Source organism: Enterobacter cloacae complex sp. IR53041 (assembly GCF_049238285.1).
GTDB classification, from domain to species: domain Bacteria; phylum Pseudomonadota; class Gammaproteobacteria; order Enterobacterales; family Enterobacteriaceae; genus Enterobacter; species Enterobacter roggenkampii.
Genome location: NZ_JBMKHB010000003.1, coordinates 213,939 through 227,883 on the forward strand (window position 1 = coordinate 213,939; position 13,945 = coordinate 227,883).

A 13,945-nucleotide genomic window follows, 5' to 3' on the forward strand; every position below is an offset into this window, starting at 1 on the left:
CCCAAGAGCACAATGGGACAGGTTCCAGACAAATCAACGTATTAGATAGATAAGGAATACCCCCATGTCAGAACGTCTCCAAAATGACGTGGATCCGATCGAAACTCGCGACTGGCTACAGGCGATCGAATCGGTCATCCGTGAAGAAGGTGTTGAGCGCGCTCAGTATCTGATTGATCAGCTGCTTTCTGAAGCCCGCAAAGGCGGCGTGAAGGTTGCTTCAGGTGCAGGGGCTAGCAACTACGTAAACACGATTGCCGTTGAAGACGAACCGGAATACCCGGGCAATCTGGATCTGGAACGTCGTATCCGTTCTGCAATCCGCTGGAACGCCATCATGACCGTTCTGCGCGCATCCAAGAAAGACCTGGAACTGGGTGGCCACATGGCGTCCTTCCAGTCTTCTGCGACCGTTTACGAAGTGTGCTTCAACCACTTCTTCCGTGCAGCGAACGAGAAAGACGGCGGCGATCTGGTGTACTTCCAGGGCCACATCTCTCCGGGCATCTATGCACGTGCATTCCTGGAAGGTCGTCTGACTGAAGAGCAGATGAACAACTTCCGTCAGGAAGTTCACGGTAAAGGTCTGTCTTCTTACCCGCACCCTAAACTGATGCCTGAATTCTGGCAGTTCCCAACCGTATCAATGGGTCTGGGCCCAATCGGTGCGATCTACCAGGCGAAATTCCTGAAGTATCTGGAACACCGTGGTCTGAAAGACACCTCTGAGCAGACCGTATACGCCTTCCTGGGCGACGGCGAAATGGATGAGCCAGAATCTAAAGGCGCGATCACCATCGCGACCCGTGAGAAGCTGGACAACCTGTGCTTCATCATCAACTGTAACCTGCAGCGTCTGGATGGTCCGGTAACCGGTAACGGCAAGATCATCAACGAACTGGAAGGCATCTTCGCAGGTGCTGGCTGGAACGTGATCAAAGTCATGTGGGGTTCCCGTTGGGACGAACTGCTGCGTAAAGACACCAGCGGTAAACTGATCCAGCTGATGAACGAAACCGTTGACGGTGACTACCAGACCTTCAAATCCAAAGACGGTGCCTACGTGCGTGAGCACTTCTTCGGCAAATATCCAGAAACCGCAGCCCTGGTTGCAGACTGGACTGATGAGCAGATCTGGGCCCTGAACCGCGGTGGTCACGATCCGAAGAAAATCTACGCTGCACTGAAAAAAGCGCGTGAAACCAAAGGTAAAGCGACTGTAATCCTGGCCCACACCATCAAAGGTTACGGCATGGGTGATACCGCAGAAGGTAAAAACATCGCTCACCAGGTTAAGAAAATGAACATGGACGGCGTGCGCTATATCCGCGACCGTTTCAACGTTCCAGTGACCGATGAGCAGGTCGAAAACCTGTCTTACATCACCTTCCCGGAAGGCTCCGAAGAGCACAAGTACCTGCACGAACGTCGTCAGGCGCTGAAAGGCTACCTGCCAGCTCGTCAGCCTAACTTCACCGAGAAGCTGGAACTGCCAGCGCTGGAAGACTTCTCTCAGCTGCTGGAAGAGCAGAACAAAGAGATCTCTACCACCATCGCTTTCGTTCGTGCCCTGAACGTGATGCTGAAAAACAAGTCGATCAAAGATCGCCTGGTGCCAATCATCGCCGACGAAGCGCGTACTTTCGGTATGGAAGGTCTGTTCCGTCAGATCGGTATCTACAGCCCGAACGGCCAGCAGTACACCCCGCAGGACCGTGAGCAGGTTGCATACTACAAAGAAGACGAGAAAGGTCAGATCCTGCAGGAAGGTATCAACGAGCTGGGCGCAGGCGCATCCTGGCTGGCTGCTGCGACCTCTTACAGCACCAACAACCTGCCGATGATCCCGTTCTACATTTACTACTCCATGTTCGGGTTCCAGCGTATCGGTGACCTGTGCTGGCAGGCAGGCGACCAGCAGGCTCGCGGCTTCCTGATCGGTGGTACTTCCGGTCGTACGACCCTGAACGGTGAAGGTCTGCAGCACGAAGATGGTCACAGCCACATTCAGTCTCTGACTATCCCTAACTGTATCTCTTACGACCCGTCTTACGCGTATGAAGTGGCAGTCATCATGCATGACGGTCTGCAGCGCATGTACGGTGAAGCGCAGGAGAACATTTACTACTACATCACCACCCTGAACGAAAACTACCACATGCCGGCAATGCCAGCAGGTGCCGAGGAAGGTATCCGTAAAGGTATCTACAAACTCGAAACCATCGAAGGTAGCAAAGGTAAAGTTCAGCTGCTGGGCTCCGGTTCTATCCTGCGTCACGTTCGTGAAGCAGCGCAGATCCTGGCGAAAGACTACGGTGTCGGTTCCGACGTGTACTCTGTGACCTCCTTCACTGAACTGGCGCGTGATGGCCAGGATTGTGAGCGCTGGAACATGCTGCACCCACTGGAAACCCCACGCGTACCGTACATCGCTCAGGTGATGAACGACGCGCCAGCGGTGGCGTCTACTGACTATATGAAACTGTTCGCTGAGCAGGTTCGTACTTACGTTCCAGCTGATGATTATCGCGTTCTGGGTACTGACGGCTTCGGTCGTTCTGACAGCCGCGAAAACCTGCGTCACCACTTCGAAGTTGATGCTTCTTACGTGGTTGTAGCAGCACTGGGCGAACTGGCTAAACGTGGCGAAATCGATAAGAAAGTGGTTGCAGACGCAATTACCAAATTCAACATCGATGCAGAAAAAGTTAACCCGCGTCTGGCGTAAGAGGTAAAAGAATAATGGCTATCGAAATCAATGTACCGGACATCGGGGCTGATGAAGTTGAAATCACCGAGATCCTGGTCAAAGTAGGCGACAAAGTTGAAGCTGAACAGTCGCTGATCACCGTAGAAGGCGACAAAGCCTCTATGGAAGTCCCGTCTCCTCAGGCTGGCATCGTTAAAGAGATCAAAGTCTCTGTTGGCGATAAAACCGAGACTGGCAAACTGATCATGATTTTCGATTCCGCCGACGGTGCAGCAGCTGCTGCACCTGCGCAGGAAGAGAAGAAAGCCGCTCCGGCCGCCGCTGCTCCAGCCGCTGCCGCGAGTGCGAAAGAAGTGAACGTGCCTGACATCGGCGGTGACGAAGTTGAAGTCACTGAGATCCTGGTGAAAGTGGGCGATACCGTTGCGGCCGAGCAGTCACTGATCACCGTAGAAGGCGACAAAGCCTCTATGGAAGTGCCAGCGCCGTTCGCAGGTACCGTTAAAGAGATCAAGATCAACACCGGCGACAAAGTGTCTACCGGCTCTCTGATCATGATCTTCGAAGTGGCAGGTGCTGCACCTGCTGCCGCGCCTGCACAGGCCGCTGCACCAGCTGCTGCTGGCGGCGCGAAAGACGTTAACGTACCGGACATCGGCGGTGACGAAGTTGAAGTGACCGAAGTGATGGTAAAAGTGGGCGACAAAGTTGCCGCGGAACAGTCACTGATCACCGTTGAAGGCGACAAGGCTTCCATGGAAGTGCCTGCGCCGTTCGCGGGTACCGTTAAAGAGATCAAAATCAGCACCGGCGACAAAGTGTCTACCGGCTCTCTGATCATGGTCTTCGAAGTGGAAGGCGCTGCGCCTGCCGCAGCTCCGGCTGCCGCGGCTGCTCCAGCACCGGCTGCTGCACCGGCTCAGGCTGCTAAACCAGCCGCTGCCCCTGCTGCAAAAGCAGAAAAATCAGAGTTCGCTGAAAACGACGCTTACGTCCACGCGACGCCGCTGATTCGTCGCCTGGCGCGCGAGTTCGGCGTGAACCTGGCGAAAGTGAAAGGGACTGGCCGTAAAGGTCGTATCCTGCGCGAAGACGTTCAGACCTACGTGAAAGACGCGGTGAAACGCGCCGAAGCTGCACCAGCTGCAGCCGCTGGCGGCGGTATCCCGGGCATGCTGCCATGGCCGAAAGTGGACTTCAGCAAGTTCGGTGAAATTGAAGAAGTGGAACTGGGCCGCATCCAGAAAATCTCTGGTGCTAACCTGAGCCGTAACTGGGTCATGATCCCGCACGTTACGCACTTCGACAAAACCGATATCACCGATCTGGAAGCGTTCCGTAAACAGCAGAACGCCGAAGCTGAGAAGCGTAAACTGGACGTGAAATTCACCCCAGTGGTCTTCATCATGAAGGCGGTTGCTGCGGCTCTGGAACAGATGCCACGCTTCAACAGCTCCCTGTCTGAAGACGGCCAGAAGCTGACGCTGAAGAAATACATCAACATCGGTGTTGCGGTTGATACGCCAAATGGTCTGGTTGTTCCGGTCTTCAAAGACGTGAACAAGAAGAGCATCACTGAGCTGTCCCGTGAACTGACCACCATCTCCAAAAAAGCGCGTGATGGTAAGCTGACTGCCGGCGAAATGCAGGGCGGCTGCTTCACTATCTCCAGCATCGGCGGCCTGGGTACCACCCACTTCGCGCCGATTGTGAACGCGCCGGAAGTGGCTATCCTCGGTGTGTCCAAGTCCGCGATGGAGCCGGTGTGGAATGGCAAAGAGTTCGTGCCGCGTCTGATGATGCCAATCTCTCTGTCCTTCGACCACCGCGTGATCGACGGTGCTGATGGTGCGCGTTTCATCACCATCATCAACAACATGCTGAGCGACATTCGCCGCCTGGTGATGTAATCGAAAAGCCGGCCAGTCGGCCGGCTTTTTTCTGATAATCTCATGGCGTTTGTGAGGTTATTGGCGAAAGCGACAATTCGTGAGCCGTTTGTTGTTTCAAAATTGTTAACAATTTTGTAAACTGCGGGCGGATAGAACGACCCGGTGGACGACGGGTATAAACTAAGAGGTCATGATGAGCACAGAAATCAAAACTCAGGTCGTAGTACTTGGGGCAGGCCCGGCAGGTTACTCCGCAGCATTTCGCGCAGCGGATTTAGGTCTGGAAACCGTCATCGTAGAACGTTACAGCACCCTCGGCGGTGTTTGTCTGAACGTCGGCTGTATCCCTTCTAAAGCGCTGCTGCACGTAGCGAAAGTTATCGAAGAAGCCAAAGCGCTGGCTGAACACGGTATCGTCTTCGGCGAGCCGAAAACCGACATCGACAAAATTCGTACCTGGAAAGAGAAAGTTATCACTCAGCTGACCGGCGGTCTGGCGGGTATGGCCAAAGGCCGTAAAGTGAAAGTGGTAAACGGTCTGGGTAAATTCACCGGTGCGAACACCCTGGAAGTAGAAGGCGAAAACGGCAAAACCGTGATCAACTTCGACAACGCGATCATCGCGGCAGGCTCTCGCCCAATCGAACTGCCATTCATTCCACATGAAGATCCACGCGTGTGGGATTCCACCGATGCGCTGGAGCTGAAAACCGTTCCTAAGCGTCTGCTGGTGATGGGCGGCGGTATCATCGGTCTGGAAATGGGTACCGTGTACCACGCGCTGGGTTCAGAGATCGACGTGGTTGAAATGTTCGACCAGGTTATCCCGGCTGCCGACAAAGACATCGTTAAAGTCTTCACCAAGCGCATCAGCAAGAAATTCAACCTGATGCTGGAAACCAAAGTGACTGCCGTTGAAGCGAAAGAAGACGGTATTTACGTTTCCATGGAAGGCAAAAAAGCCCCATCCGAACCACAGCGTTACGACGCCGTGCTGGTGGCAATCGGCCGTGTGCCGAACGGTAAGAACCTCGACGCGGGCAAAGCTGGCGTGGAAGTGGACGACCGTGGCTTCATCCGCGTTGACAAACAGCTGCGCACTAACGTGCCGCACATCTTTGCTATCGGCGATATCGTCGGTCAGCCAATGCTGGCGCACAAAGGTGTTCACGAAGGTCACGTTGCCGCTGAAGTTATCGCCGGCATGAAGCACTACTTCGATCCGAAAGTGATCCCATCTATCGCGTACACCGAGCCAGAAGTGGCATGGGTGGGTCTGACTGAGAAAGAAGCGAAAGAGAAAGGCATCAGCTACGAAACCGCCACCTTCCCGTGGGCGGCTTCTGGCCGTGCTATCGCGTCCGACTGCGCAGACGGTATGACCAAACTGATCTTCGACAAAGAGACTCACCGCGTAATCGGTGGTGCGATTGTCGGTACCAACGGCGGCGAGCTGCTGGGTGAAATCGGTCTGGCTATCGAAATGGGCTGCGACGCGGAAGACATCGCGCTGACCATCCACGCTCACCCAACTCTGCACGAGTCCGTGGGCCTGGCGGCAGAAGTGTTTGAAGGCAGCATCACCGACCTGCCAAACGCGAAAGCGAAGAAGAAATAAGTTTCTTCAGATGAAAAAAAGCGGCCTGAGGCCGCTTTTTTTATGCGCTGCGTTCAGGGAGCCACGGGTTGCCAGGTTTTATCCGGGTTATAGGCGGTTAACGCCCGGGCTTTCTGCTCAGAATCCTTGCCGAGATCGGACTGATACACCTTGTCGTCCTGATTTATCACAAAGCTCATCACGCCCGTTTGACCGTAGCTGACCGGCCACGCCACCATCGCGAAACCGTTATTATCCGGCAGGATCCGGAAGCGATACCCGTGATAGCCGGTACCCGGCTCTTTCGGGCTAAATGCCGGTCCGAGCGGACTGGGCGTTTCGCCGGGTGAGACGGGCCAGTACAAACCGTCTTTCTTCCCTTCCGAGCTGACAATCTTCTGCGCGTATTTCTGGTTCATCGCAAAGTAGCTTTGCTGCGCATCAACATAGGCATGCAGGGCTTCAATGGCGGCAAGTTCGTTACGCCCGATTTCACGGGTCAGGATCTCTTCAGCCCCTTCTTTGATATCGAATTGCCAGCCGGCGGCGGTTTTGATCACCGGGATGGGAAGCTGCCAGTCGTTGTCTCCAACAACAAGGTGCGCCGTATCTCCTTCGACAACGGTGTTATGACGAACTTTCCAGTCGCGCAGGAAACGATCGACGGCATCCGGATCAACGCCTTCGGGGGGGAGAAAATCGCGCCAGTTCTCTCCAAGCAGATTGCTCATCGCGCGCTCATTATGCTCACTAATGGCGCTGGCCAGCGCATCGGTCGCCTGGTCGGGCGTGCTAAAGGACTGCTGCGCCATCACCGAGGCCGAAAGCATGAACAACACCATTCCACTGAGTAGTTTACTTTTCATGTCGGTTCCCTTAGCGATGTCTAAATTCACGGCGTTCAGCGCGTCCACCAGACACCTGACGGGGCTGCTGCTGGCGAGCCGCAAGCTGCCTGCTTTGCGCACCGCGCTGCTGCTGCGCCTGCCAGTTCGCGGAACGGCTGTCGTTGCCGCTCAGCGCATTGGCCCGGGGCTGACCGTTTCGCTGCTGCAGAGCGCGTTGCTGCGCGGGCTGTGAAGCGCGTTTCTCCTGTGTTACAGCCTGACGATTTTCTCGCTGCTGCGTGGTGGTCCGCTTCGCCGTCTGCGGTTTGGTGTCGTAGCCACGGTAGTTGTTGCGCTGCGAAATTTGCTTCAGCTGTTCACTTGAGGCCTGACGCTGCACATCTTTCGTGCCGGGACGTGCCGTTTGCGGGAAGGTTTTCCCGGTGGATTTCTCCATCTGGCTCAGGGCCGCCTGACGCTGGCTATCCCGGTTAACCGGTTTTTGCTGCGTTGAGCTTAGCCCGGTGACTGTGCTGGTGGAGTGAAAACGGGTGTTGAGCTGGTTAGTCGGATAGGGCACACCTTCCCGGTAGGCCGGGTTATGCTGCCAGGTACGGTTGGCGTCCGTCAGACGCTGTCCGCTGATTTTATTGAAGTTCTCAACGTTGATATTGATGTTGTTATCACCGTTGCGGTTATAGCCGCCGTGATTATCCCAGTCACCGTCATGATGGTGGTCCCAGTCATCGTCGTCATCCCAGTCGATATTGCTGAAAATGGCATAGGTTGTGGCAACGCCCAGGCTGAAGCCTAAGCCGTTGACGAAGCTGTTGCCAAACTGCTCTCCGGGCGTGGGCGGGAGATAGGTGGGTGGATAGGCCGTGTTGGGCCAGGTCCCGTAAACCGTATTGGGGTTATAGGTGGGAACATAAACGACCTGCGGATCGGCAGATTCAATTTTGATCACCGTTGGGGCGGGCGCAGACGCGGTTGTTGTCGTTGCCTCGGTGGCGCGGGTTTTCGCTGGTGCTGGCTTTGTCACGGTGGTGACCGTCTGCTGAGGCGTAGATTGTAAAGCTCCGGTCTTCTGTGCCAGCGCGCGCAGGCGTTGAACGGAATCCATCACGTCTTTCGGCTGCGCGAGAAACGCATCGCCCAGATTTTGTACCCACGGCGGGTTTTCACCCATCAGCGACATGAGCTGAGGAAACGCGACCAGCGATTTTACGCTCGGATCCCAGGGCTGGCTGGCAACGGCCTGAATGGCGGCGTCCCCTTCCATTTTAGGGTTGTCTTTTGACCACTGAGCCGCCTGAATCACGTTGGCCGGGTAAGTCGAGGCCATCAGAATTTGTGAAAGCAGGGCGTCAGGGTAGAGCGCAATGGGGGCAACCCACTGATCGATTTGCGCGGCAGTGTAGGTCGGCGCGACCACAGGGGCGGGCTGGGCTACGGCAGGTGCCGCCGGTTGTTGAGCGACGGGGGCTGGCGCAACGGGTTCCGTTGCACGACTTTTGACAAACAAGACGCCTGAGGCGGCAAGCAGCCCGGCACTGCACAGAAGGGTGAGCAGATGTGGCTTAAAGGGCAACTTCATAAAATGACTCCAACGAGACCAGCGCTGTGCCGTGAGGCGTTACGGTTGGCGTGAGTATTATTCACCCGTCTTTTACTGTTTTGACTTTTATTGGGAAGCGTCCGGTACGTCCGGATAAAGAGTGTGAGTATTTATTACACAATTATATCTGATGAAGAAAAAACTGAAGCGTCACGGTGCAGAAGAACCGCAAAATGATGCCCTAAATCCCCGCTACACCATGCTTAACGATTCAGCAAACTTTTTAATGTTGCTTTTTTGTAAACGGATTAACACTGTGCAGAAATCCTGCTATGCTGCCCGACGCGGTATCGGGCATTTACCCTACAAACTGCTGTCTCACAGGAGCGTGAAGAGAACGCCCGCCGCATATGACAATGAGAGCGAGGAGAACCGTCGTGCTAGAAGAATACCGTAAGCACGTAGCAGAACGTGCCGCCGAGGGAATTGTACCCAAACCGTTAGATGCAACCCAAATGGCCGCGCTCGTCGAGCTGCTGAAGAACCCGCCTAAGGGCGAAGAAGAATTCCTGTTAGATCTGCTGATCAACCGCGTACCGCCTGGCGTAGATGAAGCTGCCTACGTAAAAGCCGGATTCCTTGCTGCTATCGCCAAAGGCGAAGCCACCTCCCCACTGGTTACTCCTGAAAAAGCCATCGAACTGCTCGGCACCATGCAGGGTGGTTACAACATTCATCCGCTGATTGACGCGCTGGATAACGACAAGCTGGCACCGATTGCCGCTAAAGCGCTCTCGTCTACGCTGCTGATGTTCGATAACTTCTACGATGTGGAAGAAAAAGCCAAAGCAGGCAACGTCTATGCGAAGCAGGTGATGCAGTCCTGGGCCGATGCCGAATGGTTCCTGAATCGTCCAGCGCTGGCTGAAAAAATTACCGTTACCGTTTTCAAAGTGACCGGTGAAACCAACACCGATGACCTCTCTCCGGCACCGGACGCGTGGTCTCGCCCGGATATCCCGCTGCACGCCCTGGCGATGCTGAAAAACGCCCGTGAAGGCATTGAGCCGGATCAGCCGGGCGTTGTCGGCCCGATCAAACAGATCGAAGCCCTGCAGAAGAAAGGTTTCCCGCTGGCTTACGTGGGTGACGTTGTGGGTACCGGCTCTTCCCGTAAGTCCGCCACCAACTCCGTCCTCTGGTTTATGGGTGACGACATTCCGCACGTGCCGAACAAGCGCGGCGGCGGCCTGTGCCTGGGCGGTAAGATTGCCCCAATCTTCTTCAATACCATGGAAGATGCGGGCGCACTGCCAATTGAAGTGGATGTCTCTAACCTGAACATGGGCGACGTGATTGACGTCTACCCGTATAAAGGCGAAGTCCGTAACCACGAAACCAACGAGCTGCTGGCAAGCTTCGAGCTGAAAACCGACGTGCTGATTGACGAAGTGCGCGCCGGTGGCCGTATTCCGCTGATCATCGGCCGCGGCCTGACCACCAAAGCGCGTGAAGCGCTGGGCCTGCCGCACTCAGACGTGTTCCGTCATGCGAAAGACGTAGCGGAAAGCAACCGCGGCTTCTCGCTGGCACAGAAAATGGTGGGTCGCGCCTGCGGCGTCGCCGGTATCCGTCCTGGCGCCTACTGCGAGCCGAAGATGACCTCCGTCGGTTCTCAGGACACCACTGGCCCAATGACCCGTGACGAACTGAAAGACCTGGCGTGCCTGGGCTTCTCTTCCGATCTGGTGATGCAGTCCTTCTGCCACACGGCGGCCTATCCGAAGCCGGTTGACGTGACCACGCACCACACGCTGCCTGACTTCATTATGAACCGTGGCGGTGTCTCCCTGCGTCCGGGCGACGGCGTTATCCACTCCTGGCTGAACCGCATGCTGCTGCCGGATACCGTGGGTACCGGTGGTGACTCCCATACCCGTTTCCCAATCGGTATCTCCTTCCCGGCGGGCTCCGGTCTGGTGGCGTTTGCTGCCGCGACCGGCGTGATGCCGCTGGATATGCCGGAATCGGTGCTGGTTCGCTTCAAAGGTAAAATGCAGCCGGGTATTACCCTGCGCGACCTGGTTCACGCGATCCCGCTGTATGCGATTAAACAGGGTCTGCTGACCGTTGAGAAGAAAGGGAAGAAAAACATCTTCTCTGGCCGTATCCTGGAAATCGAAGGTCTGCCGGACCTGAAGGTTGAGCAGGCGTTCGAGCTGACCGATGCCTCCGCCGAGCGTTCGGCTGCGGGCTGTACCATCAAGCTGAACAAAGAGCCGATCATTGAGTACCTGAACTCTAACATCGTGCTGCTGAAGTGGATGATTGCAGAAGGCTACGGCGACCGTCGTACGCTGGAGCGTCGTATCCAGGGCATGGAAAAATGGCTGGCCGATCCGCAGCTGCTGGAAGCCGATGCTGACGCAGAGTACGCGGCGGTGATCGACATCGATCTGGCGGATATCAAAGAGCCAATCCTGTGTGCACCGAACGATCCGGACGACGCGCGTCCGCTGTCCGAAGTTCAGGGCGAGAAGATCGACGAAGTGTTCATTGGTTCGTGCATGACCAACATCGGTCACTTCCGCGCGGCCGGTAAGCTGCTGGATACCCACAAAGGCCAGCTGCCAACCCGTCTGTGGGTGGCGCCGCCAACCCGTATGGACGCGGCTCAGCTGACCGAAGAGGGCTACTACAGCGTGTTTGGTAAGAGCGGGGCGCGTATCGAAATTCCTGGCTGTTCCCTGTGTATGGGCAACCAGGCGCGCGTAGCCGACGGCGCGACGGTGGTCTCCACTTCGACCCGTAACTTCCCGAACCGTTTAGGTACCGGTGCGAACGTCTTCCTGGCTTCTGCTGAGCTGGCGGCGGTTGCGGCGCTGATTGGCAAACTGCCAACGCCGGAAGAGTACCAGACCTTCGTGGCGCAGGTGGATAAGACCGCGGTGGATACCTATCGCTACCTGAACTTCGACCAGCTCTCTCAGTACACCGAGAAGGCTGACGGGGTGATCTTCCAGACGGCAGTATAAACAGCAAAACCGTCTCTACGAGACGGTTTTTAGTGTTTGCACCCTCTCCCGTGGGAGAGGGACGGGGTGAGGGCATCAGGCCGCAGGGTCTTGCTCTCACCTTTTTATTTTCATTCCTCCCACCTCCCACGCTTTTTTTCTTCCTCGCTGCTGCGATAATTACCTTAATGGCTTTGCAGAGGAAAACACTATGGATTACGAATTTCTGCGCGACATCACCGGAGTGGTGAAAGTGCGTATGTCGATGGGCCACGAAGCTGTTGGACACTGGTTTAACGAAGAGGTGAAAGAAAATCTCTCCCTTCTTGATGAGGTTGAACAGGCGGCAAAGACGGTGAAAGGCAGTGAGCGCTCCTGGCAACGCGCCGGGCACGAATACACGCTGTGGATGGACGGTGAAGAGGTCATGGTGCGTGCCAACCAGCTCGAGTTTTCAGGCGACGAGATGGAAGAGGGGATGAGCTACTATGACGAAGAAAGCCTGTCGCTGTGCGGCGTAGAAGACTTCCTTCAGGTGGTGAATGCCTACCGCGAGTTCATGAAACAGCGGTAATTTCCCGAAGCATCCCTGCTCCGGGCAACACTTACACGGCCGGAATGTTGCGGCCGTAGTAGATCTCGCGCATCTCTTTCCAGAGCAGGTCAGTAATCGCCTTACGCTCTTCTTCGCTCAAATCTTCCGGCTTCGTGTGGAACATATAGTGCTTAAGGTCGAACTCCTTAAGTAACATCTTGGTATGGAAGATGTTTTCCTGATACACGTTCACGTCCATCATGTCGTACAGCGACTTCATGTCCTCGGACATAAAGTTCTGAATAGAGTTAATCTCGTGGTCGATGAAGTGCTTCATGCCGTTGACGTCACGGGTAAAACCGCGCACGCGGTAATCAATCGTGACGATATCCGATTCCAGCTGGTGGATGAGATAGTTCAGTGCGTTCAGCGGGGAAATCACGCCGCAGGTCGACACTTCAATATCGGCGCGGAACGTACACAGCCCGCCTTCCGGGTGACTCTCCGGGTAGGTATGGACGCAGATATGGCTTTTATCCAGGTGAGCAACCACCACTTCCGGCAGCGGGCCCGGATGTTCCGTTTTGTCGATAAGCTTCGGATCGACCGGCTCTTCGCTGACCAGTATGGTCACGCTGGCGCCCTGGGGTTCATAATCCTGTCGGGCAATATTCAGGATGTTGGCGCCGATAATGGAACAGGTTTCTGACAGGATCTCGGTCAGACGGTTGGCGTTGTAGAGTTCGTCGATATAGGCGATGTAACCATCGCGTTCTTCCGCTGTTTTGGCATAGCAGATATCGTAAATACAAAAACTCAGGCTTTTGGTCAGGTTGTTAAAGCCATGCAGTTTAAGCTTTTTCAATTAGCTCACCCCCTTAGTGGATAATGCGTCATGCAGGTACTGCGGCAGAGCAAACGCTGCGGTATGAATAGCCGGATTGTAGTATCGGCACTGAAGACCGGCCTGATGGAAGCGGGCCTGAATAATTTCGGTGGAAAGATGACGTAATACGTCGTTATCCGTCGCCCAGGCAAAGGTCATGATCCCACCGTAGTACGTCGGAATGGCCGCCTGATAGAAGCTGACATCCTCGAAATAGGTGCTGAGCTTACGATGGCTATCCAGCGCTTCATCCTGTTGCAGGAAGCAGACGCCGTTTTGGGCGACGAAGATCCCGCCCGGGTTCAGGCAACGCTTGCAGCCTTCGTAGAACGAGGAGGTAAACAGCGACGCGCCAGGGCCGATAGGATCGGTGCAGTCGGAGATAATGACGTCAAAGGTCTGGGTTGTCTGGTTAACAAAGTTAACCCCGTCATCAATCACCAGATTAAAACGCGGATCGTCATAGCTACCGGCATTGTGGTTGGGCAGGTACTGGCGGCAGAACGAGACGACGCCCGCATCGATTTCCACCATGGTGATGGTTTCAATGGAACGATGGCGGGAAACTTCACGCAGCATTGCGCCGTCGCCGCCGCCGATAATCAGGACATGCTTTGCATGGCCGTGGGCCAGCAGCGGAACGTGGGTCATCATCTCATGATAGATAAACTCATCTCGCTCGGTCGTTTGCACCACGCCGTCCAGCGCCATCACGCGGCCAAAGGCAGCATTCTCGAAGATGATGAGATCCTGGTGATCGGTTTTTTCATGATAGAGCACGTTATCAACGGCAAAGTACTGACCAAACTGGTCATGCAGTGTTTCATGCCACAACGTGTGGTCGGCCATACGCGGACTCCTCCTTTGTTAACATCCGTTACGCTCACAAAAAATGAGCGAAACATGATAGCTAACTATAACCGTGG

At 55.3% G+C, this 13,945-nt stretch carries 9 protein-coding genes; 5 read left to right on the plus strand and 4 right to left on the minus strand.

Annotated elements, in window-relative coordinates; translation table 11 throughout:
- The first annotated feature begins 64 nt into the window (after positions 1-64).
- The 3 genes from aceE to lpdA all read left to right on the plus strand — a co-directional run bounded on the left by aceE (position 65) and on the right by lpdA (position 6,220).
- The gene (aceE, locus tag ACOTXF_RS03825) at positions 65-2,728 is read left to right on the plus strand and encodes a pyruvate dehydrogenase (acetyl-transferring), homodimeric type (RefSeq protein ID WP_008501959.1); all 2,664 of its coding nucleotides are present in this window, start codon (positions 65-67) and stop codon (positions 2,726-2,728) included.
- Positions 2,729-2,742: 14 nt separating this feature from the next.
- A complete protein-coding gene (gene aceF / locus ACOTXF_RS03830; RefSeq protein ID WP_047745497.1) occupies positions 2,743-4,620 on the plus strand; it encodes a pyruvate dehydrogenase complex dihydrolipoyllysine-residue acetyltransferase in 1,878 nt (625 codons plus the stop codon).
- 175 nt (positions 4,621-4,795) lie between these two features.
- On the plus strand, positions 4,796-6,220 hold the full coding sequence (gene lpdA, locus ACOTXF_RS03835) for a dihydrolipoyl dehydrogenase (RefSeq protein ID WP_003856313.1): 1,425 nt from the start codon (positions 4,796-4,798) through the stop codon (positions 6,218-6,220).
- 53 nt (positions 6,221-6,273) lie between these two features.
- On the opposite strand, the gene ACOTXF_RS03840 is transcribed toward lpdA, so the two are convergent.
- Entirely contained in the window at positions 6,274-7,065 is a 792-nt protein-coding gene (locus tag ACOTXF_RS03840) for a DUF2950 domain-containing protein (protein ID WP_047745499.1), read from the minus strand.
- 10 nt (positions 7,066-7,075) lie between these two features.
- Positions 7,076-8,623: a DUF3300 domain-containing protein gene (locus tag ACOTXF_RS03845; RefSeq protein WP_048961816.1), complete on the minus strand. Its 1,548-nt coding sequence runs from the start codon at positions 8,621-8,623 to the stop codon at positions 7,076-7,078.
- Positions 8,624-9,021: 398 nt separating this feature from the next.
- Between ACOTXF_RS03845 and acnB the strand changes: the two genes are divergently transcribed.
- Together acnB and yacL are read left to right on the plus strand one after the other, a co-directional pair.
- The gene (gene acnB, locus ACOTXF_RS03850) at positions 9,022-11,619 is read left to right on the plus strand and encodes a bifunctional aconitate hydratase 2/2-methylisocitrate dehydratase (protein ID WP_032667326.1); all 2,598 of its coding nucleotides are present in this window, start codon (positions 9,022-9,024) and stop codon (positions 11,617-11,619) included.
- Between the two features lie 190 nt (positions 11,620-11,809).
- Positions 11,810-12,172: a protein YacL gene (gene yacL, locus ACOTXF_RS03855; RefSeq protein ID WP_008501954.1), complete on the plus strand. Its 363-nt coding sequence runs from the start codon at positions 11,810-11,812 to the stop codon at positions 12,170-12,172.
- Positions 12,173-12,203: 31 nt separating this feature from the next.
- Here the strand turns inward: yacL and speD are convergent, their stop codons facing one another.
- Both speD and speE read right to left on the minus strand, forming a co-directional pair.
- Positions 12,204-12,998 (minus strand): adenosylmethionine decarboxylase, encoded by a 795-nt coding sequence (gene speD / locus ACOTXF_RS03860; protein WP_008501953.1) that lies wholly within the window; start codon positions 12,996-12,998, stop codon positions 12,204-12,206.
- Positions 12,999-13,868 carry a polyamine aminopropyltransferase gene (gene speE / locus ACOTXF_RS03865; protein WP_047745503.1) on the minus strand — a complete coding sequence of 290 codons (870 nt, stop codon included), beginning with the start codon at positions 13,866-13,868 and terminating at the stop codon, positions 12,999-13,001.
- Between the last annotated feature and the right edge of the window lie 77 nt (positions 13,869-13,945).

Bases quoted from the DNA above. Each gene is read 5' to 3' on its own strand.
- aceE (WP_008501959.1), top strand. From the start codon at position 65: ATGTCAGAACGTCTCCAAAATGACGTGGATCCGATCGAAACTCGCGAC.
- aceF (WP_047745497.1), top strand. From the start codon at position 2,743: ATGGCTATCGAAATCAATGTACCGGACATCGGGGCTGATGAAGTTGAA.
- lpdA (WP_003856313.1), top strand. From the start codon at position 4,796: ATGAGCACAGAAATCAAAACTCAGGTCGTAGTACTTGGGGCAGGCCCG.
- ACOTXF_RS03840 (WP_047745499.1), bottom strand. From the start codon at position 7,065: ATGAAAAGTAAACTACTCAGTGGAATGGTGTTGTTCATGCTTTCGGCC.
- ACOTXF_RS03845 (WP_048961816.1), bottom strand. From the start codon at position 8,623: ATGAAGTTGCCCTTTAAGCCACATCTGCTCACCCTTCTGTGCAGTGCC.
- yacL (WP_008501954.1), top strand. From the start codon at position 11,810: ATGGATTACGAATTTCTGCGCGACATCACCGGAGTGGTGAAAGTGCGT.
- speE (WP_047745503.1), bottom strand. From the start codon at position 13,868: ATGGCCGACCACACGTTGTGGCATGAAACACTGCATGACCAGTTTGGT.